Genomic DNA, 21,043 nt, shown 5'->3' with positions numbered 1-21,043 from the left:
CCATGGCTTCCCGTACTCCGCCGGCGGCGCCCAGCTCCACGGGCGCACCGGCCGACGGCACCCCGGCCGGCACCGCGCGGAACCCTGCCGAGCGACCGAGGCGGCGGCTCAGTGTGGACGAGCGGCGCGAGCAGCTGATCGCCGTCGCCCTGGAACTGTTCAGCCTCCGTCCGCCGGAGGAGGTGTCGATCGACGACATCGCGGCGGCGGCCGGCGCCTCCCGCCCGCTGGTGTACCACTACTTCCCCGGCAAGCAGGCCCTGTACGAGGAGTCGCTGCGCCGGGCCGGGAAGGATCTGGCGGGGCGGTTCGAGGAGCCGGCCAGCGGCCCGCTGTCGGAGCGGCTGTTCCGGGTGATGGGGCGTTACCTGGACTACGTGGACAGCCACGGTCCGGGCTTCTCCGCGCTGCTGCGCGGTGGTTCGGTGGCGGCCAGCCCGGGGACGAACGCCGTGATCGACCAGGTCCGGCGGGCGGCGCACGACCAGATCCTGCTGCACCTGGCCGTCCCCGCGCCGAGTGCCGGCCTGCGGCTGACCGTCCGGGCGTGGATCGCCAACGCCGAGATCACCTCACTGGAGTGGCTGGCCGACCGCGCGGTGCCGCGCGAGGAGCTGCAGCTGCGCCTGGTCCAGGAGTTCATCGCCTCGCTGACCCTGACCGCCGCCCGGGAGCCCGAGCTGGCCGCCGAACTGACCGGCTACTTCGCGGCCGAGCACCCGGACGGCCCGACCGGACGGCTGGTGCGCCAACTGGCTGGCCTGTTCAGCGTGCCGGGCCTGGCCGAGGCGGTCGCCGGCCTGGCTGCTTCGCCGCCGGACTGAACCCGCGGGGCCCGGCCGCCCCGGGCTGCTTCGGGTTCAGCCGGGCGGGCGGCGTCTGATAGAAATTGAGCGCATCTCAGACGATCGGCAACGCAGTAGAGCGGGGGGCTCGCCACCATGACCCAGCACGGCTACACCGGCGTGGAGGTGGCCCCGTTCGCGGCGGCCGAGCAGGTCTCCGCGACCCTCGGCAGTCTTGCGGCGGCGCTGCTCGACGGCCGGGCCACGCGCTATCCGCTGGCCTCGCTCACCGCCCTGCGCGGCCGGGCGCACGCCGCCGCCGAGGCCCTGTTCACCCTCCGCCCGGGCGGTACCGGCACCGCCCACCAGTCGGTCCACCACCTCGGCACGGTGGTCTCGGCCGGCACGGCCGGGCCGTCCCCCGCTCCCCGGTCCGAGCGCGCCGCGGCCACCCTGCTGGCCCGCTTCGGCGGCGGCGAGGTCCGCGGTGCGAGCCCGGGTCCGAGCGGCCCGACGGCGGCCCGGTTCGAGCTCCCGGTGACCGGTGAGGCCGCGGACCCGGCCCTGCGCCCGGTGTTCACCGCGGCACTGGCCGAGCTCGCGGGCGGGCAGCAGACCCGGCAGACCACCGACCTGGCGGCCGGCGAGGGCGCCGAGGTGCGCCTGGTGGTCCCGTCGGTGTTCCACCCGCTGACGGCGCCGGACGCCGGCGGCGACCTGGCCGTGCACCTGGCGGAGGTCACCGAGGAGGTGTTCTCCGGCACCGGCCCGGCGCAGCGCCGGGACTTCGCCGTGCTCGGCGCCACCCTGGCGGACCTGGCCGCCGCCGCCGGCGTGCGCTTCGCGGGCCTGTCCGCGCTGACCGTGGACGGCCGTCCCTCCGACGCCTCACTGGTCGTCTCCCTCACCCGCCACCCGAGCCCGATCCAGGTGCTGGCCACCGAGCTGGCCACCGCCAGGCCGGACGCCGAGGTGTGGACGGTGCTGCTGCCGGCCGGTCCGGCCGCGGTGCTGGTCGAGGGCCGCAGCGTCCCCGTCCCCGGTCGGCTCGCCGAGGACGGCCGGCGGCGCTGGGTGGTGACCTCCGTCGTCGAGGCCTTCGTGCCGCTGCCGGACGGCGTGTCGGTGCTGTGCGTGCAGCTCGCCACGGCCCACACCCGGGACTGGGAGCTGTACACCGGTGTCTTCGCGGAGCTCCTGAAGAGCATCCAGTTCGCCTGGGACGGGGTGGTCGGCAGCCCGGCGCAGGCCCCGGTCCAGGCTCAGGTCCCGGTGCAGGCAGCACCCGCCGCGGCCGCACCCGCCGTGGCGGCCCCGCCCGTGGTGCAGGCCGCCGGCGCGGCGGTCGAGGCCGCGGCCGTCGCGGTGGAGCCGCCCGCCGACCCCGCCCTGCGGGGTACGCCGGTGCGGATCCCGCCCGCCGACTTCAACCCCTTCGCACCGCAGGCGGAGATTCCCGCGCAGGCGGCCGCGGAGCCCGCCGCCACTCGGCCCGCGTCCGCCGAACCCCCGCTCAAGGGGACTCCGGTGCGGATCCCGCCGCCGGACTTCAACCCCTTCGCCCCGGTGGCCGACGCCCCGGCCGCCGAGCCCGAGCAGACGGAGCCGGTGCTGAAGGGCACGCCCGTGCGGATCCCGCCGCCGGACTTCAACCCCTTCGCGCCGCTCCCGGCCGAGCCCGCGCCGGCCGCCCAGGCGGCGCCGGCGGCCACCCGGGCCACCGATCCGTTCGGCACCGTGACGGCCGATCAGCCGAGCGACCCGTTCGGCACCAAGCTGCCGTCGGCGGCCCCGGCGCCGGTGGCCGCCCCGCCGATGCCGAGCAGCCCGCCGGCCGTCGCGCCGGCGGCCGACGGGGCCGCCCCGAAGGGGACTCCGGTGCGGATCCCGCCGCCGGACTTCAACCCCTTCGCCCCGATGGCCGACGTCCCGGCCGCCGAGCCCGAGCAGACGGAGCCGCCCGCGCCGCAGACCAGCCCGTTCGGCTGATCCACCGGCCGGTGGCGGGCCGGTCCGGGCGGACGCCCCGCGGCATCCGTACGCCGCGAAGCCCGCACGCCCCGCACGCCCCGACCTGACCGCACCGCGGCGGCCGGTCCCTCCCGAGGGGCCGGCCGCCGTCGAGCGCGGGGCGGGTTCAGGCCCGGCCGGTCCGCAGGGCGATCAGCGTGCCGAAGCCGTCCAGCATCCGGGCCAGACCGAACTCGAACAGGCTCTCCAGGTCGAGGCCGACCTCGGGGCCTCCCTGCAGCGCGTGGAACATCGGGAACCGTGCGGGGTCGGCGAAGACGTCCTCGTCCTCGTACTCCTCCTGTGAGTCCATCCACTCCTCGGCGGAGATCCCGCTGTCCCGCACGGCTGCCGCCTCGGTCTCGAAGTTGACGGCGAGTCCGCAGACGAAGGCCGCCAGCGTGACGGCGGCCTGGGCGGCCTCCCCCAGCGCGAGGCCGCCTCCCACCAGCACGGCGATCGAGCGCTCGGTGTGGATCGCCGCGTGCGGGGAGGGCACCGGCCGGGTGAAGGAGGTCGCCGGCGCCAGCCACGGGTGCCGCCCGTAGACCCGCCACTGGGTCCGGGCCACGGTCTCCAGCCCGGCCCGCCAGTGCGACGGGAAGTCCTCGGGCAGCGGGTTCTCGGTGAGCACCCGGTCCATCATCAGCCGGATCAGCTGGCCCTTGTCCGCCACGTGGCGGTAGAGCGACATGGTGGCGGCGCCGAGCTCGGCCGCGATCCGGCGCATCGCGAGCGCCGACAGTCCCTCCGCGTCGGCGATGGCGACGGCCGTGCGCACGATCCGCTCCTGGGTCAGCTCGCGGTCGGCTCCGCGCGCCGGGCGCGTGTCGGGCGCGTACCCGAGGGAGCGCGCCGGAGCGGGCGCCGGGGCGGACGGGTGCGGGGGCACGGCCGCCGGATCGGGGACAGGTCCGCGCACCGGCGCCGACACCGGCGCGGGGGGCGCGAGCGCGGCGGGCGGGGCAACCGCGGCAGGGGGTACGAGCACACCGGGCGGGCCCTCCCGCACCACCGTTCCGACCCCGGGCACCGCTCGTACCAGCCCCTCCTGGCGCAGCGCCGTCAGCGCCTTGGTGGCGGTGGCCATCGCCACGCCCCACTCCTGGGTGATCTGCCGGGTGGAGGGCACCCGGTCGCCTGCGGCGAGTTCGCCCGCCTCGATCCGGCGGCGCAGCTCGGCCACGATCCGGGCGGAGGCCGCCGGCTGTCCGGGGCCGGGGCCCTCTCCTGTGGTCACCGGTTCTCCTCCGTCGTCCGCGGCGTCCCCGCCCTCCCGGGCAGTGTACTAGTGCACTGCCCGGGCCGTACGCACGCAGGTCCGCCGAAGGACCGCCCGAGGCCGTCGACCACCGACGTGCCCTAGTGCACTAGCGGCCAATAGCGTTATTTTGCAGGGAACTTGTGCCGCGTACGCCGTACCGCCTATCTTCTGCACAGCAATGCGTACGCCGTACGCTCCGAGCACCCCGGGGGTACCCGTGTCCGACACCGCACGCCGACCAGACCAGGGGCCGGGCCGGCCGGCCGCCCGCACCGCCTCCCGCCGGGAGTGGATCGCCTTCACCGTCCTGCTGCTCCCGCTGCTGCTGGTCTCGATGGACGTGTCGGTGCTCTACTTCGCCGTCCCGTTCATCAACCAGGACCTCGCGCCGACCGCCACCCAGCAGCTCTGGATCTTCGACATCTACGGCTTCGTGCTGGCCGGCCTGCTGCTGACCATGGGGTCGATCGGCGACCGGATCGGACGGCGGCGCCTGCTGCTGCTCGGCGCCGCCGCCTTCGGCCTGGCCTCCGTCGCCGCCGCGTACGCCGGCAGTGCGCAGGCCCTGATCGGGGTCCGGGCGCTGCTCGGCATCGGCGGCGCCACGCTGATGCCGTCGACGCTCGCCCTGGTGCGTCACCTGTTCCCCGACGAGCGCCGGCGGAGCACCGCCGTCGCCATCTGGACCGGCGCGATGGCGGGCGGCATCGCCGTGGGCCCGGTGCTCAGCGGCTTGCTGCTGCAGCACTTCTGGTGGGGCTCGGTGTTCCTCGTCAACACGCCCGCCATGCTGCTGTTGCTGGTGCTGGCCCCGCTGCTGGTGCCGGAGTCCAGGGACCCGGCGCCCGGGCGCTTCGACCTGCCGGGCGCCCTGCTCTCGCTGGGCACCGTCCTCCCGCTGATCTACGGGCTGAAGCGCGGCGCCGCCGACGGCTTCGGCACCCTGCCGGTCCTGGCGATGGCGCTGGGGCTGGCCGTCGGGGCGGCGTTCCTGGTCCGGCTCCGGACGGCCGCCTCGCCGCTGATCGACCTGCGGCTCTTCCGCGACCGGGGCTTCAGCGGTGCGATGACGGTGAACACCCTGGTGATGTTCGGCGTCATCGGCTTCGTCCTGTTCTCCACCCAGTACCTGCAGTCGGTGCTCGGGTTGAGCCCGCTGACCGCCGCCCTGTGGTGCCTGGCGCCGTCCGTCCTGATCGGTGCGAGCGCGGCCGGGGCCGCGGCGCTGGCCCGGCGCCTCTCCCGGGTCCGGGTGATCAGCGGAGGTTTCCTGGTGGCGGCCGCGGGCTTCGGGGGGCTGACGCTGATCGGGCCGCACTCGCCGCTCTGGCTGGCGCTCGCCGGCGTCACGGTCACCAACCTCGGCGGCGTGTCGGCGATGAGCCTGGTCGCGGACCTCGCGCTCGGCACCGTGCCGCCGGAGCGGGCCGGCTCCGCGGCCGCCCTGCTGGAGACCGGCCAGGAGTTCGGCGGCGCCCTGGGCACCGCGGTGCTGGGCACCGCCGGCGTCGCCCTGTACCACGCCCGGATGTCCGACTCGCTGCCCGCCGGCACCCCGGACGCCGCCCGCGAGACGCTGAGCGGCGCACTCCACGTGTCGGCCCGACTCCCGGGCCCGACCGGGGAGTTCGTCGCCCAGCTGGCCCGGACGGCGTTCACCTCGGGCCTGCACCTGGCCGCCCTGGCGGCAGCCGCGGTGATGGTCGTCGGCGCCGCCGTGACGCCGCTCCTGCTGCGCGGTGTGCGCGCGCCCGCCGACCGGCCCGCCGACCGGGCGGCACTGTCCGGCGCGAGCTGACGACCACCGGGCGCCGCGAACCGCGGTGCGGCCCGCCGGCACGGGGCGGCGGGCCGCACCGCATGTCAGGTCCACGGCGTCAAGTGGTACAGACCTATTGCCAGTTGGTGCCACGCTCCCTACCCTCGCTAAGCACAGGACCTCCACGGCAACCCGACGGCCCGAGGTCCCCGCTCCGCGCTGCCCCCTGGCCGGAGCAGCACCGCTCCACGCACCTGACACCTCCCCACAGGTAACGGGGCGCATCGGGCCCGGCCCGGACGCGCCCCTGGACAGGAGCCACATCCATGCGCAGACGTCGGATCCGAATCTCCCTGCTGGCAGCCGGAAGCCTGCTCGCCCCGCTGATCGCGGTCGCGCTGCCCGCCACCTCGGCCCACGCCGCCTCCCCCACCGCCACCCTGGCCAAGGGCAGCGACTGGGGCAGCGGCTACGAGGGCAGCTACACCATCACCAACGGCTCCGCCACCGCGCTCAACGGCTGGACGCTGGAGTTCGACCTCCCGGCCGCCAACACGGTGGCCTCGCTCTGGAACGCCACGTACACCACGGCGGCCTCGCACGTGACGGTCAAGAACCCGAGCTGGGCCGCCACCATCGCCCCCGGCGCCTCGTACAACTTCGGCTTCAACATCGCCTATTCGGGCAGCTACCAGGCGCTGGCCAACTGCAAGCTGAACGGCAGCCCGTGCGGCGGCGTCACCGGACCGGACACCACCGCACCGAGCACGCCCACCGCCCTGCACACCACGGCCACCACCTCGACCAGTGCGACCCTGGCCTGGACCGCGAGCACCGACGACGTCGGCGTGACCGGCTACGAGGTCTACCAGAACGGCGTCAAGGTCCAGACGGTCACCGGGACTTCGGCCACCGTCGCGGGTCTGACCGCCGCCACCACGTACCAGTTCACGGTGCAGGCCGTGGACGCCGCCGGCAACCGCTCGGCGGCAGCCGGCCCGCTCGCCGTGACCACCCCGCCGACCACCGTCCCGGACACCGCGCCGCCGACGGCCCCGGGCACCCCGCTCGTGACCGGGACGACCTCGGGCAGCGTCTCCCTGAGCTGGGGCGCCAGCACCGACAACATCGGCGTCACCGCGTACGACGTGTACAACGGCACCGCGCTGGCCACCACGGTCACCGGCACCTCGGCGACGGTGGGCGGGCTGGCCGCCGACACCGCGTACACGTTCACCGTCAAGGCCCGCGACGCGGCCGGCAACGCGTCGGCGGCCTCCGCCGCGGTGAGCGCCAGGACGCAGCCCGGCGGCGGTGATCCCGGCCCCGCCCTGAAGATCGGCTACTTCACCCAGTGGAGCATCTACGCACGCGGCTACAGCGTGAAGAAGCTCGACACCTCCGGCTCGGCGGGGCGCCTCACCACGCTCAACTACGCCTTCGCCAACATCCACCCGAGCACCAAGCAGTGCTTCCTCACCAACAAGGCGGCCGGCACCGACTCCGACCCCAACGCGGGTGACGGAGCCGGCGACGCCTGGGCCGACTACGGCCGGGGCGTGGACGCGGGCAGCTCGGTGGCCGGCACCACCGACACCTGGGACCAGACGCTCGCGGGCAACTTCAACCAGCTGAAGCAGCTCAAGGCGAAGTACCCCAACCTCAAGATCCAGATCTCGCTGGGCGGTTGGTCGTACAGCAAGTGGTTCTCCGACGCGGCGGCCACCGACGCCTCCCGCAAGGCGCTGGTCAGCTCCTGCATCGACCTGTACATCAAGGGCAACCTGCCGGTGATCGACGGCCGCGGCGGCGCCGGCAGCGCCGCGAACATCTTCGACGGCATCGACCTCGACTGGGAGTGGCCGAACTCCGACGGCCACCTCGGGAACGTCTTCAAGCCCGCCGACAAGGCCAACTACACCCTGCTGGCACAGGAGTTCCGCCGCCAGCTGGACGCCCTCGGCGCCACCAACGGCAAGCACTACACGCTCAGCGCCTTCCTCCCGGCCGACCCGCTGAAGATCTCCGCCGGCATCGACATCCCCGGCCTGTTCGGCGCGTTCGACTTCGCCACCATCCAGGGCTACGACTACCACGGCGGCTGGGAGAACGTCACCAACCAGCAGTCGGCGATCAAGCTCCCGGCCGGCGACCCGAGCCCGGCCACCCAGAAGTTCAGCTCCGAGATCGCCATCAACGCCTACGTCAACGGCGGTGCGCCGAAGAGCAAACTGACGCTCGGCATCCCGTTCTACGGGCGCGGCTGGACGGGCGTGCCGCGCGGCACCACCAACGGCCTCTTCCAGACCGGCACGGGCCCCGGCCCGGGCACCTACGAGGCCGGGTACGAGGACTACCACAAGCTCAAGGACATGGCCACGAGCGGCGGTTACACCGTCTACCGCGACCCGGTGGCCGGCTTCGCGTACATCTACAACGGGTCGGTGCTCTACACGTACGACGACCCGACCGAGATCGCCCGCAAGACCGCCTGGATCAAGTCCCAGGGCCTGGCGGGCGCGATGGTCTGGTCCTTCGACGGCGACACCGCCAACGGAGAGCTGATGGCCGCCGTGGACAACGGCCTGAAGTAGCACCCCCGTCGGACGCGCTGCCCGCCACCCCGCCCCGGGGTGGCGGGCAGCGCCACGGTCGGCCCCGGCCGCGTCACGGGCCGGCCCCGCGACGTCGCTCAGGCCGCCCGGCGGGCCAGGTGCACGACGTCCGGCACTCCCCTGGCCACCGGGACCTCGTGCGTGACGACACCCGAGAACCCGGCCGTGCGCAGCGCCTCCTCGAAGGCGGCGGACGGCTGCGCGCTCCACACCGCGAGCACCCCGCCCGGCCGCAGCCGGTGCCACAGGCCGGCCAGCCCCCGGGGGCCGTACAGCCCGCCGTTGGAGTCGGTGACCGTCCAGTCGGGGCCGTTGTCGATGTCCAGGCACAGCGCGTCGTAGCTCTCGCCGCCGGCGGCCAGGTACTCCAGCAGATCGGTGTGGAGCACCTCCACCCGGGGGTCGTCCAGGGCGCCGGCGGAGAAGGCGGCCAGCGGGCCCCGGCGGTGCCAGTCGATGACCGCGCCCTCCCGCTCGACCACGGCGATCCGGCCCCAGCGCGGCTCGGCGGCGGCGTACGCGAGCGAGAAGCCGACGCCGAGGCCGCCGATCAGCACGCTCGCCCCGGCCGCGGCCGGACCCAACTCGTCCAGGGCGGCCCGGATCAGCAGCCGCTCGGAGCGGCCGTCCGCGGTGTCCATCAGGAAACAGCCGTTGGCGATGATCTCGAAGTGCTCGCCGCGCCGCCGCAACACCACCTCGCCGTACGGGCCTTCCCGCCGGTCGAGGGTGTCGACGGCATGGGATCCGTCCCGGTCGGGCAGTGCGGTCGTCATGGCGGGCTCCGGGGTCTCGACAGTCGCTGTTGGTACGTGGGCGACTCTATCCGAGCCCGGAGCCCGCTCGCCGGACTCAGGAGGTGAGCAGCACCCCGGCGTACGAGACTCCGGCCACCACCACCCAGGAGGCCAGCCCGAGGGCGGCGAGGCGCCCGCCGGTGCGCAGCAGGCTCGGCAGGTGGACGGCGCTGCCCAACGCGAACAGGGCTGCGGCCAGCAGGAGTTCGCGGGCGTCCTGGGCGAGCGTCAGTGCCCCCGGCGGAACGGCGCCGGTGCTGCGCAGCGCGATCATCAGCAGGAACCCGGCGACGAACAGCGGGAGGACGGGCGGGCGCCGGCCGGCGCCGGGGCGGGCCGGGGCGCCGGCGGCGAGCGCCCCCGCCCGGGCGCGCCGGGCGGCGAGGCCCACCCCGGCGACCAGCGGCGCCAGCAGCGCCACCCGCATCACCTTGACGAGGACGGCCTCGCGCAGCGCCGCCGGCCCCCCGCTCTGCGCGGTGGCGACGACCTGCCCGACGTCGTGCACGCTGGCGCCGACCCAGCGGCCGAACCCGGCGTCGTCGAGCCCCAGCGGGTGGTGCAGCAGCGGCAGGACGGCGATCGCGAGGGTGCCGCAGAGGGTGACCAGGGCGACCGAGGCGGCGACGTCCTCCTCCTCGCTGCCGGCCGCCTGGCTGACCGCGCCGATCGCGGAGGCCCCGCAGATCGAGTAGCCGGTGGCGACCAGGAGCGGCTGGTCGCCGGGCAGTCCGAGCCGGCGCCCGAGCCAGCAGGTGCCGGCGAAGGTGGCGGCGACCACGCCGAGCACCATCACCACGGTGGCCCAGCCGAGGCCGAGCACGTCGTCGGCGCTGAGGGCGAGGCCGAGCAGGACGATGCCGAGGCGCATCAGGCGCCGCGCGGCCGTGGAGAGGCCCGGCCGGGCCGCGCCGCGGACGAGCGCCCGCAGGCCGGGCAGGTGGGCGGCGGCGATGCCGAGCACCACGGCGGCGGTCAGCTTCGGCACGGCCGGGACGACCCGGTGCACCGCCAGGGCCGCCACCACACCCGCACCGGCCAGCAGCAGGCCGGGAACGTCCCCGCGCAGCAGCGGGGGGCGGACGGCGGCCCGGGGGTGGGTGCGCAGGATCAGCGCCATGCCGCCCTCACCCCTCGCCCTCGGGCAGGCGGTAGACGCGGCGGATGCTGGTGCCGAGCCGGGAGACGTCGGCGCCGTAGACGTGCAGGGAGATGGCGGTGGTGAGTCCGGCGTTGCGCACCCGGTGGATGTCGCCGGGCGGCGCGAAGGCGGCGACGCTGCCCTGGGGGCCGAGGACGTCCTCGGTGGCCACCAGCCGGCCGGTGCGGCCGTCGGAGACCAGCCGGTAGCGGCGTTCGCTCTCCTGGCCCTGGTGGACTCCGGCGACGCACCAGGAGACGTGGTCGTGGATGGGGGTGCACTGGCCGGGCAGCCAGACGAGGGCCACCAGCGAGAAGGACCCGTCGGGTTCGGCGTGCAGCACGTGCTGCAGGTACCGCTGCGGGTCGCCCTGCCGCTGGGCCTCGGTCAGCAGGTGGTCGGCCCCGAGGTGGGGGGCGAGGCGTTCGCCGACCAGGTAGGCGGTGAGTTCGGGCGGCAGGCCGCGGCCGACCACCTCGCGGATATCGCCGACGAGGGCCTGCACGCGTTCGGTGAGGACGGTCGCGGGGACCGTGGTGGGAGTGGCCATGGCAGCAGCGTCGGCGCGGCGGCCCATCACGTCCAAGGAGGATTTGTTCGTTCTCCCCTAGCCCGGCTTATGGGTGACGGCGGCTCGGGAGCCCGCCCGGACCCGCCGGGGCCGGCCCGGACGAACCCGGACGCGGCCCGCCGCCGGACCAGCGGCAGGACCAGCGGCAGGACCGGCGGCCGGACCCGCAGCATGACCCGCGGCCGGATCAGCAGCCGGAGCGGGCCGCCGCGGCGGAGCGCAGGCTGTCCAGCACCAGGGCGGTCGCCGGGATCCGGCGGTGCTCGCGCAGCACGTAGGCGCTGACCTTCCGCCGCAGGTGCGGTTCGGCGGTCCGGCCGGTGACCTTGCGGTGGCACATGAAGCTGAGGACGAGGGCGGGCATCAGGGCGACACCGACGCCGGCGGCCACCAGGCTCTGCACGGCGAGGTTGTCGTCGGTGCTGAAGACCACGTCGGGGGCGAAGCCCTCCTCCGCGCAGACGTGCAGCAGGTTGGCCCGACAGCGGGGGCAGCCGGCGATCCAGCGCTCCCCGGCCAGGTCGGCCAGCCGCACAGCGTGCCGGCGACCCAGCGGGTGGCCGACCGGCAGCAGTACCGTCAGCAGGTCCTCCATCAGCGGGATCTCCTCGACCCCCTCCGGCGGCCCGCCCGCCGAGCCCGGGTAGTCGAACCCCAGCGCGATGTCGCACTCGCCGCGCAGCAGTCGGCGCACCGAGTCGGGCGGCTCCGCCTCGTGCAGCTCGACCCGGACCCCGGGGTGCTCGGCGAGCAGGCTGGCGATGGCGGACGGGATCAGGGTGGCGGTGGCGCTCGGGAAGGCGCAGACCCGGACCCGCCCGGCCCGCAGCCGGGCGAGCGCGGCGAGCTGCTGCTGCGCCGCGGAGAGGCTGTCGAGGATCAGCTCGGCGTGGCCGGCCAGCGCCTCGCCCGCCTCGGTGAGCCGCAGCCCCCGGCCGGCCCGGGTGAACAGCGGGACGCCGACGCTGCGTTCCAACGCCTTCATCTGCTGGGTGACGGCCGGCTGGGTGTAGCCGAGCTCGCGGGCCGCCGCCGAGTAGGAGCCGGCCCGGACCACCTCGTGGAAGGTCCTGATGTGACGGGAGTCGAACACCGTCGAATCATAAGCAAATATTGTGGAGTGCCGGGCAATTCCCCGTTACCCCTATGGTTTTCAGCCGAACCGCCCGCCCCTCGACCCCCGGACGCCCGCCCCGCCCCCGACTCCCGGCTCCCGACTCCCGACTCCCGACCACGCTCACCACGGTGGACCACCTGCGCGGCGCACCACGGCGGCGGGGCCGAACGGCGGCCGCAGGCCCGACCCGGCCTACTGCTGCGCCTCGGGCGGGAGCCCCAGCACCACGCCGGCCTCGGCCACCGGGGCGCCGCCCCGGTTCCGCGGGCTGCGGCGACTTCGGCGCTCCACCCAGCGGGCCAGCCAGGACAGCGCCAGGCACATGCCGATGTAGACCGGCGCGATCACCATCACCACCGGGATGAACGGCAGGTCGTAGTCCAGGTTGGTGGCGATCAGCTTGCCCGCGTGCAGGAACTCCTCGTAGGTGATCAGGAACCCGAGCGAGGTGTCCTTGAGGGCCACCACCAGTTGGCTGATGATGGCCGGCAGCATCGCCCGGTTGGCCTGCGGTACCAGCACGTTCGCCATCACCTGGGTCTTGCGCATCCCGAGCGCGAAGGCCGCCTCCCGCTGCCCGGCCGGTACCGCGAGCACGCCGGCCCGGAAGACCTCCGCCAGCACCGAGCCGTTGTAGAGGGTGAGCCCGGCGACCAGCGCCCAGAGCGGCTGGACCTGCATCGCAACGAAGATGAAGAAGATCATCACCAGCAGGGGCATGGCCCGGAAGAACTCCACCACCAGCGTGGACACCCAGCGGACCGCCCGGTGGTCGGAGAGCCGGCCGGCGGCGAACAGCGCACCGAAGGGCAGGGCGAACAGCACCGTCCAGCCGAAGGCCTCCAGGGTCCGGCCGAGCCCCCGCAGCAGCAGCTCCTGAACCCCCCGGTACTCGAACGCCATCCACTTCTCGTACGTGAACTGCTGCGTGTGGAACAGCATGTAGACGATCCAGCCGAGCAGCGCGGTGATCGCCAGCAGCGCGAGCAGGCCGTAGAGCCGGTGCCGGGCGACCGCCTTGGGGCCCGGCACGTCGTACAGGGCGGAGGCCGGCGCGGCGGCGGGCCGGGCGGGAGGTGCGGCCGGGGGCGCGGAGGTGGGCGCGGTCATCGGGACACCGCCGTTCGTCGTTCGAGGAGGTTGAAGACCGCGCTGATCGCGAGGGTGATGACCAGGTATCCGACGGCGATCCAGACGAACGTCCAGACGATGCCGTAGCCGAGCTCGTTGATGGTGCGGTAGCTGCCGAGCAGCTCGACCACGCTGAACGAGCCGGCGATGGCGGTGTTCTTGGCGAGGGCGATCAGCACGCTGCCGATCGGCGCCACCACCGACCTGGCCGCCTGCGGCAGCACCACCAGGCCGAGCGTCTGACCGAAGGTCATGCCCAGGCTGCGGGCCGCCTCGCCCTGGCCGACCGGCACGGTGTTGATGCCCGAACGCAGCACCTCGCAGATGAACGCCGAGGTGTAGCAGCCGAGGGCCAGCACCGAGAAGGTGAAGAACGGCAGCACGATGTCGAAGCGCGGCAGGCCGAGCACCACGACGAAGAACAGCAGGGTCAGCGGGGTGTTGCGCAGGAGCGTCACCCAGCCGGTGCCGAAGGCCCGCAGTGCCCGGATCGGCGAGACCCGGAAGCTCGCGACCAGGGCGCCCAGCACCAGGGCCAGTACGGCGCTCACCGCGGTCAGCTCCAGGGTGCCGACGAATCCGTGCCAGTAGATCGACCAGTTGTCGGTCAGGACGTCCATACCGCGCGCTCCTCAGTACCGGTCGATCGGCGGCGGGGTGGGGGCCGGCACCCCGGACAGGCCGAGCGTGGCGTCGTAGGCCTTCTTCCAGTCGCCGTTCCGCTCGTGCACCGCCAGCGCGTCGTCGAGCGCGAGCCGCAGCACCGTGTCACCCCGCGGGGTGCCGATCCCGTACGGCTCCTTCGAGAAGGGCTCCCCGGCGATCTTCAGCTCGTCCGGCACCTTGGCGGCGTAGCCCTGCAGGATGGCGTTGTCCGTGGTGACGGCCGCGACCTGCCCGGTGACCAGGTTGTCCACGCAGGCCGAGTAGGTGTCGTAGGCGACCAGCTCCGCCTGCGGGTAGTCCTTCTCGATCCGCTGGTAGGGGGTGGAACCGGCCGCCGAGCAGACCTTCCGGCCGGCCAGGTCCTGCGGCCCGTGGATGCCGTCCTCGTTCCGGCGCACCAGCAGCGACTGGCCCGCGACGAAGTACGGCCCGGCGAAGCCGACGAGCTTCTTGCGGTTGTCGTTGATCGTGTAGGTGCCGACGTAGTAGTCCACCTGGCCGTTCTGCAGGGCCGTCTCGCGGTTGGCGGAGGCGATGGTCCTGAACTGGATCCGGTCCGGGCCGAACCCGAGGGAGGCGCCGACCATCCTGGCGATCTCGATGTCGAAACCGGAGTACTCGCCGGTGGCCGGGTTCTTCTGCCCCAGGTACGGCTGGTCCTCCTTGGCGCCGACCACCAGGTGGCCCCGGCCGCGGGCCGCGTCCAGGGTCGGCGAGCCGTTGACCGCCTCGCCGGTGCGGACCTGGTACACGGGCAGCGCCCCGGGCTGCGGCCCCTTGGGCGGCGGAGTGCCCGGTCTGCCGCAGGCGGTGAGCAGGAGCAGCACGGCGAGGGCGGCGCGGGCGCGTCCGGAGGTCGTCACGGCGGCGGCCCTCAGTGCTTCAGGATCTTGGACAGGAAGTCCCGGGCCCGCGCGCTCTCGGGGGCACCGAAGAAGTCCTCGGGGCTGCGGTCCTCGACGATCCGCCCGTCGGCCATGAAGACCACCCGGTTGGCGGAGGCGCGGGCGAAGCCCATCTCGTGGGTGACCACCACCATGGTCATGCCCTCGTGCGCGAGCCCGCGCATCACGTCCAGCACCTCGTTGATCATCTCGGGGTCGAGGGCCGAGGTGGGCTCGTCGAACAGCAGTGCCTTGGGATCCATCGCCAGGGCGCGGGCGATCGCGACGCGCTGCTGCTGACCGCCGGAGAGCTGCGCCGGGTACTTGTCGGCCTGCGGGGCCAGCCCGACCCGCTCCAGCAGGGCGAGGGACGTCGCGTCGGCCTCCGCCCGGCCCCGCCGGCGGACCTTGACCTGGGCCAGCGAGACGTTCTGCAGCACGGTCCTGTGCGCGAACAGGTTGAAGGACTGGAACACCATCCCGACCTCGGCCCGCAGCTTCGCCAGGCCCCGCCCCTCGACCGGCAGCGGCTCCCCGTCGATCCGGATGCTGCCGCTCTCGATCGGCTCCAGCCGGTTGATCGTCCGACAGAGCGTGGACTTGCCCGAGCCGGACGGTCCGATCACCACCACGACCTCGCCGCGGCCCACCGTCAGGTCGATGTCCTGCAGCACGTGCAGGTCGCCGAAGTGCTTGTTGACGCCGCTCAACTCGATCAGCGGCGTGAAGACGGCGGCGCCCGTCCCTGCGGCGCCCGGCTGTCCGGTGCTCATCGGTGCGATCCCTCCTCAGGGGTCGAGGAGGTCGACTACTTGCTGCGCCGGCCCTTGAGCAACCACCCCAGCGCGACACCGGCGAGCAGGGTCGCGAGCAGGGCGATCCAGAGCGGCGCGGTGACGGTGAACACCCAGAACTGGATCTTCACCTTGTCGAGGTTGGCGAAGAGGAACCACAACGCGAGGACGACGATCGCACCGATCGCCAGGTAGCGGGTCGGGATGCCGGCGATCTCCCGCTTCCTGTTGGGCGCCGGGGATGACGAGCCGTCCGAAATCTTGGTCACCAGGGCAGTCTGTGCGCGGGCGCGCCGAATCCCCGCACCGCCCGGCCGGGACTGACCCGCCCGGTCCCGCCGCGACACCCGAACGGCCCAACTCCCGCGACGGGGGCCGGGGCGGGAGCCTTCGACCAGGGCGGGAGCCGGGAGAGCCGGAGCCTCGACCGGGACCGGGGCCGGAACCCGGCCCGAACAGGGCTGGGCGGTCCTGCCGGCCCTCGGAGTGCGGCGGCCCGGCCGCTCCGGGAAGGGAGCACCGGGCCGCCGCCGGCCGCTACCCCTCGTCCCGCCAGGACCGCCAGAGCGCCGCGTACGGGCCGCCGGCCGCGACCAGTTCGGGATGGCTGCCGTACTCGCTGATCCGGCCGCCCTCGACCACCGCGATCACGTCCGCGTCGTGCGCGGTGTGCAGCCGGTGGGCGATGGCGATCACCGTCCGGCCCTCCAGCACCCGGGCGAGCGAGCGCTCCAGGTGCCGCGCGGCCCGGGGGTCGAGCAGCGAGGTCGCCTCGTCCAGGACGAGGGTGTGCGGATCGGCCAGCACCAGCCGGGCCAGCGCGAGCTGCTGCGCCTGCGGCGGCGTCAGCGCCACGCCGCCGGAGCCCACCTCGGTGTCCAGCCCCTGCTCCAGGGCGTCCGCCCACTCGCCGGCGTCCACCGCGACCAGTGCGGCCCGCAGCTCGGTGTCGTCCGCCCCGGGCGCGGCCAGCCGGAGGTTGTCCCGCAGGGTGCCGACGAAGACGTGGTGCTCCTGGTTGACCAGTACGACCCGGGCCCGGACCCGCTCGGCGGGCATCCGGGCGAGCGAGGCGCCCCCGAGGGTGACGCTGCCCCGGCCCGGTGCGTAGATCCCGGCCAGCAGCCGGCCCAGGGTGGACTTGCCGGCTCCGGACGGGCCGACCAGCGCCACCCGGCTGCCCGGCGCCACGTCCAGGCTGATGCCGTGCAGCACGTCGGCGCCCTCGCGGTAGCCGAACCGCACGTCGGTGGCCTCCACCCGGCGCCCGTCCGGGTGGACGGAGTCGTCCGTCTCCGGGTCTTCCACCTCCCGGACGCCGACCAGCCGGGCCAGCGAGGCCTGGCCGATCTGCAGCTCGTCGTACCAGCGCAGGATCAGGTCGACCGGGCCGGTCAGCGCCTGGGCGTAGAGCACGCCGGTGGTCAGCTGACCCACGCTGATCCACCCCCGGAGGGTGAAGAGACCGCCGAGCACCAGGGTGCCCAGCACCGCGAGGGTGTAGACGGCGTCGATGGTCGGGAACCAGACCGAGCGCAGCCAGAGCGTGTAGCGCTCCCAGGCCAGCCACTCGCCGAGCTTGCGGTCGGTGAGCCGGATCCGGTCCTCGCCCAGGCGCAGCGTCTCGACCGTGCGACCGGCGTCCACCGTCTCGGCGAGCACGGTGTTGACCGCCGCGTACCCGGCCGACTCGGAGCGGTAGGACTGCGGGGCCCGGCGGAAGTACCACCGGGAGCTGGCGAGCAGCAGCGGCAGGCCGATCACCGAGGTGAGGGCGAGCAGCGGGGAGGTGACCACCAGGGCGCCGAGCACCAGCACCAGCGAGACCACCGCGACGGCCAGCTCGGGGACGGCCTCGCGCACCGACTTGGAGAGCCGGTCGACGTCGGTGGTGCCGCGCGAGACGAGGTCCCCCGTGCCGGCCCGCTCCAGCACACCGGGCGGCAGCGCCACCGAGCGCACCAGGAAGTCCTCCCGCAGGTCGGCCAGCACCTCCTCGCCGAGCACCCCGCCGCGCAGCCGGGACCACCAGGTGAACCCGGACTGGACCAGCAGGGCCAGCAGGTACCAGCCGACGGCGGCCGCGATGGCACCCTCGGCGGTGCCGGTGGCGAGCGACTCGACCAGCCCGCCGAGCACCCAGGGGCCGACCAGGCCGGCCACCGTGGCGACGGCGTGCAGTGCCACCACCGAGCCGAAGTTGACCCGGTGCCGGCGGGCCAGCAGTCGGACGTAGTCGCGGACGGCGGCGGGGGAGCCGACCGGCAGCATCGTCGCGGGCCCGCTCTCCGATCGGGCGGGGGGCTTCATGCGCTGCTCCTCGGGCGGGGCCCGGCAGGGGTGCCGGGGTGCTGGGCGGACGGGTGGCGGCGGGGTGGACGCCGGCGGGAGCGGGACGGGGCGGCGTGCCGCACGGGGACGCCGCTCACACCCCCTCCGGTACGACCGCGGCCGCCACCGGGGCCGGGTCCTCCTCGCGGGTGACCACGGCCCGGTAGCGCGGGTCGCCGCGCATCAGTTCCCGGTGGGTGCCGGCGGCGGCCACCCGGCCGTCGTGGACCAGCAGCACCCGGTCGGCCTGGTCGAGCAGCAGTGGGCTGGTGGCGAGCACGACGGTGGTGCGCCCGGCCCGGCTCTTGCGCAGGCCGGCCGCGATCCGCGACTCGGTGTGGGCGTCGACGGCGCTCGTCGGCTCGTCGAGGACGAGCACCGGCGGGTCGGCGAACAGCGAGCGGGCCAGGGCCAGGCGCTGGCGCTGGCCGCCGGAGAGCGAGCGACCCCGCTCGGTGATGCCGGCCAACATCGGGTCCCCGCCGCAGTCGGGCGAGCCGTCGACCAGGGCGTCCAGCACGTCGGCGGCGCGGGCGGCGGCCAGCGCGTCGGCGGCCTCGACCCGCCCGGAGGCGGGCACGTCCAGCAGTTCGGCGAGGGTGCCGGAGAGCAGCACCGGCTCCTTGTCGTGGACCAGGACGGCGGCGCGGGCCTCGGCCAGCGGGACGGCGTCCAACGGGGTGCCGCCGAGCCGCACCGCGTGCCGCTCCCGGGCCGGCTCCGCCCCCTCGGCCGACGGTACGTGGCCGCCGAGGCGCTCGGCGAGCTCCCCCGCGAAGTCCGGATCGCCGCAGACCACGGCGGTCAGCTCGCCCGCGCGGGCGGTCAGACCGGTGAGCGGGTCGTGCAGGTCACCGTGCTCGGGGCGGTCGAGGGAGGCCTCCGGCGCACCGGTGGTCCGGGTCAGGGCGAGCACCCGCACGGCCCGGCCCGCGGAGACCCGGGCGACGCTCCAGGCGTGCGCGGCCTCGCCGAGGATGCGCAGCGGCGCGGCCAGGAAGGCCGTCGCCCCGTACACCGACACCAGGGTGCCGATGCCGATCCGGCCGGTGGCGGCCAGGTGGGCGCCGTACCAGGTGACGCCGACCACGAAGAGGCCGGGCAGCAGCACCTGCTGGGCCTGCATCAGCGACCAGATCCGGGTGGCCCGCACGGCTGCCGCCCTGACCTTCTGGGAGGCGGCCCGGTAGCGGGCGAGGAAGAGCTCCTCGCCGCCGATGCCCCGCAGGACGCGCAGCCCGGCGACGGTGTCGGCGGCCAGCTCGGTGGCCCGGCCGCCGAGTGCGCGCTGTTCGGCGTAGCGCTTCTCGAAGGGGCCGAGCAGTGGCCAGACCGAGGCGGCGAGCACCGGCACGCCGAGCAGGACGGCCAGGCCGAGCAGCGGTTGGACGGCGAGGACGACGGCGCTGACCCCGAGCCAGACCAGCACCGCGGCGCGGACGCGCGCGACCAGCTCGACGTACCAGCCGATCTTCTCCACGTCGCCGCTGCCGACGGCGACGATCTCGCCGGTGGCGATCCGGCGGGACAGCCCGGCGCCGAGCCGGGAGGCCTGGCGCGCGACCAGCTGGCGGACCTGGGTCGCGGCGGTGATCCAGTTCCAGACGGCCTGGCGGTGCAGCAGCACGGTACCGGCGGCGGCGACGACCGAGAGCGCGAGGGCGAAGGCGCCGGCCCGCCACAGACCGGCGGCCGATCCGTCGACGGCGGCCTGGACGCCCTGGCCGAGCGGCAGCGGCAGGGCCGCCCGGCAGCCCATCTCCAGCAGCGCCCAGAGGGTGGAGAGCACCTGGCCGCGTCGCTGGCTGCGCTGGAGCCAGCGCAGGAAGGCGAGCGGCGAGGAGAGGTCGGGGCTGCCGGGGTCGGGCAGCGGCAGGGTTTTGAGCGGCATGTCGCTCCGTTGCGGGGGTTAACGGGCAGGGAGGGGCAGGCGCGCGCCCCGGATCGCGGGGCACCGCCGAGTACCCGGGCCGCGCTGGGCGGATCCGGGGCGTGGAGGGGTACGGAGGTGGTGTCGGGGCGGCGTCCGCGGGCGGAGGGCACGCGGCTACGGGGCCGGCGGCGTCACGGCGGGCTGGGTTCAGGACGTCATGGGAATCGAGCCTGCCCGTATCGATGTGACGTACGCAACAGGTTTTCCGGCCGTCCGCCGACCTGCCGACTTTCCCCGCCGGACCGGGAACATCGACGGCGCCCTCCTGGTTGCCAAGATCCGGAACCCCGTCGGACGACCAGGAGGGCATCCCTTCCCGTGAGCACCATCCCCCACGTCACCCTCAACAACGGGGTGAAGATCCCGCAGCTCGGTTTCGGCGTCTGGCAGGTCCCGGACGCCGAGGCGACCGCCGCCGTCCGCACCGCGATCGAGGCGGGCTACCGCTCGATCGACACCGCCGCGATCTACGAGAACGAGGCCGGCACCGGCCAGGCGATCGCCGAGGCCCTCAAGGCCGGCGTCCGCCGCGAGGACCTGTACGTCACCACCAAGCTGTGGAACTCCGGCACCGCCGACTGGACGGGCGAGCAGGGCCGCGACGCGGTCCTCAAGGCCTTCGACACCTCGCTGGACAAGCTGGGCCTCGACTACGTCGACCTGTACCTGATCCACTGGCCCCGCCCGATGCACGGCAGCTACCCGAACGTCTGGAAGGCCTTCGAGCAGCTGCTCGCGGACGGCCGGGTGAAGTCCGTCGGCGTCTCGAACTTCGGCCCCGAGCAGCTGACCCGCCTGCTGGAGGAGTCCTCCGTGGTGCCGGTCCTCAACCAGGTCGAGCTGCACCCGCACTTCCCGCAGCGCCAGCTCCGCGCCTTCCACGCCCAGCACGGCATCGCCACCGAGGCGTGGAGCCCGCTGGGCCAGGGCAAGGGCCTGCTGGCCGAGCCCGCGCTGGTGAAGGTGGCCGAGAAGCACGGCCGGACCGTCGCCCAGGTCGTCCTGCGCTGGCACCTGCAGAGCGGCGTGATCGCGATCCCGAAGTCGGTCACCCCGTCGCGGATCAGGGAGAACCTGGACGTCGCCGGCTTCGAGCTGGACGCCGAGGACCTCGCCGCGATCGCCGCCGTCGAGACCGGCGAGCGGCTCGGCCCGGACCCGCAGGGCTTCGACTGGAACTGACGTGCCCGGCCGCGGCCCGGCCGACCGCGGGGCCGGACGCGACCCGTCCGGCCCGCCGCGCGA

At 74.6% G+C, this 21,043-nt stretch carries 17 protein-coding genes; 5 read left to right on the top strand and 12 right to left on the bottom strand.

Annotated features, from left to right (window positions below):
• Positions 1-2: 2 nt before the first annotated feature.
• On the top strand, positions 3-824 hold the full coding sequence (locus ACFTWP_RS20430) for a TetR/AcrR family transcriptional regulator (RefSeq protein WP_380266008.1): 822 nt from the start codon (positions 3-5) through the stop codon (positions 822-824).
• Between the two features lie 117 nt (positions 825-941).
• Positions 942-2,774, top strand: coding sequence for a hypothetical protein (locus ACFTWP_RS20425; RefSeq protein WP_380266007.1), 1,833 nt, complete (start codon positions 942-944; stop codon positions 2,772-2,774).
• Positions 2,775-2,922: 148 nt separating this feature from the next.
• Here the strand turns inward: ACFTWP_RS20425 and ACFTWP_RS20420 are convergent, their stop codons facing one another.
• The gene (locus tag ACFTWP_RS20420; RefSeq protein WP_380266006.1) at positions 2,923-4,035 is read right to left on the bottom strand and encodes a TetR/AcrR family transcriptional regulator C-terminal domain-containing protein; all 1,113 of its coding nucleotides are present in this window, start codon (positions 4,033-4,035) and stop codon (positions 2,923-2,925) included.
• Positions 4,036-4,276: 241 nt separating this feature from the next.
• On the opposite strand from ACFTWP_RS20420, the gene ACFTWP_RS20415 reads away from it, so the two are divergent.
• Entirely contained in the window at positions 4,277-5,857 is a 1,581-nt protein-coding gene (locus ACFTWP_RS20415) for an MFS transporter (RefSeq protein ID WP_380266005.1), read from the top strand.
• 287 nt (positions 5,858-6,144) lie between these two features.
• Entirely contained in the window at positions 6,145-8,412 is a 2,268-nt protein-coding gene (locus tag ACFTWP_RS20410; RefSeq protein WP_380266004.1) for a glycosyl hydrolase family 18 protein, read from the top strand.
• Positions 8,413-8,510: 98 nt separating this feature from the next.
• Here ACFTWP_RS20410 and ACFTWP_RS20405 read toward each other — a convergent pair whose 3' ends face one another.
• The 11 genes from ACFTWP_RS20405 to ACFTWP_RS20355 all read right to left on the bottom strand — a co-directional run bounded on the left by ACFTWP_RS20405 (position 8,511) and on the right by ACFTWP_RS20355 (position 19,756).
• Entirely contained in the window at positions 8,511-9,209 is a 699-nt protein-coding gene (locus ACFTWP_RS20405) for a spermidine synthase (protein WP_380266003.1), read from the bottom strand.
• A 76-nt stretch (positions 9,210-9,285) separates the two neighbouring features.
• Positions 9,286-10,350, bottom strand: coding sequence for a YeiH family protein (locus tag ACFTWP_RS20400; protein ID WP_380266002.1), 1,065 nt, complete (start codon positions 10,348-10,350; stop codon positions 9,286-9,288).
• A gap of 7 nt (positions 10,351-10,357) precedes the next feature.
• Positions 10,358-10,921 carry a cysteine dioxygenase gene (locus ACFTWP_RS20395; RefSeq protein WP_380266001.1) on the bottom strand — a complete coding sequence of 188 codons (564 nt, stop codon included), beginning with the start codon at positions 10,919-10,921 and terminating at the stop codon, positions 10,358-10,360.
• A gap of 208 nt (positions 10,922-11,129) precedes the next feature.
• Positions 11,130-12,035, bottom strand: coding sequence for a LysR family transcriptional regulator (locus ACFTWP_RS20390; RefSeq protein WP_380266000.1), 906 nt, complete (start codon positions 12,033-12,035; stop codon positions 11,130-11,132).
• 216 nt (positions 12,036-12,251) lie between these two features.
• A complete protein-coding gene (locus tag ACFTWP_RS20385) occupies positions 12,252-13,169 on the bottom strand; it encodes an amino acid ABC transporter permease (protein ID WP_380265999.1) in 918 nt (305 codons plus the stop codon).
• A complete protein-coding gene (locus ACFTWP_RS20380) occupies positions 13,166-13,810 on the bottom strand; it encodes an amino acid ABC transporter permease (RefSeq protein WP_380265998.1) in 645 nt (214 codons plus the stop codon). Before ACFTWP_RS20380 ends, ACFTWP_RS20385 begins: the two co-directional genes overlap by 4 nt.
• 12 nt (positions 13,811-13,822) lie before the next feature.
• Positions 13,823-14,719: a glutamate ABC transporter substrate-binding protein gene (locus ACFTWP_RS20375; protein WP_380265997.1), complete on the bottom strand. Its 897-nt coding sequence runs from the start codon at positions 14,717-14,719 to the stop codon at positions 13,823-13,825.
• Positions 14,720-14,730: 11 nt separating this feature from the next.
• Positions 14,731-15,513, bottom strand: a complete 783-nt coding sequence (locus ACFTWP_RS20370; protein WP_380265996.1) for an amino acid ABC transporter ATP-binding protein — start codon at positions 15,511-15,513, stop codon at positions 14,731-14,733.
• 35 nt (positions 15,514-15,548) lie between these two features.
• The gene (locus ACFTWP_RS20365) at positions 15,549-15,803 is read right to left on the bottom strand and encodes a LapA family protein (RefSeq protein ID WP_380265995.1); all 255 of its coding nucleotides are present in this window, start codon (positions 15,801-15,803) and stop codon (positions 15,549-15,551) included.
• A 268-nt stretch (positions 15,804-16,071) separates the two neighbouring features.
• The gene (locus tag ACFTWP_RS20360) at positions 16,072-17,844 is read right to left on the bottom strand and encodes an ABC transporter ATP-binding protein (protein ID WP_380265993.1); all 1,773 of its coding nucleotides are present in this window, start codon (positions 17,842-17,844) and stop codon (positions 16,072-16,074) included.
• 115 nt (positions 17,845-17,959) lie between these two features.
• Positions 17,960-19,756 carry an ABC transporter transmembrane domain-containing protein gene (locus ACFTWP_RS20355; protein ID WP_380265992.1) on the bottom strand — a complete coding sequence of 599 codons (1,797 nt, stop codon included), beginning with the start codon at positions 19,754-19,756 and terminating at the stop codon, positions 17,960-17,962.
• Positions 19,757-20,116: 360 nt separating this feature from the next.
• Here ACFTWP_RS20355 and ACFTWP_RS20350 point away from each other — a divergent pair, with 360 nt between their 5' ends.
• Positions 20,117-20,980 (top strand): aldo/keto reductase, encoded by an 864-nt coding sequence (locus ACFTWP_RS20350; RefSeq protein ID WP_380265991.1) that lies wholly within the window; start codon positions 20,117-20,119, stop codon positions 20,978-20,980.
• Positions 20,981-21,043 lie beyond the last annotated feature (63 nt).

The sequence above is a fragment of the Kitasatospora sp. NPDC057015 genome (assembly GCF_042673745.1).
GTDB lineage: Bacteria > Actinomycetota > Actinomycetes > Streptomycetales > Streptomycetaceae > Kitasatospora.
Note: the sequence above shows the minus strand (reverse complement) of the source record. Positions and strands in the feature narration are given on the sequence as shown.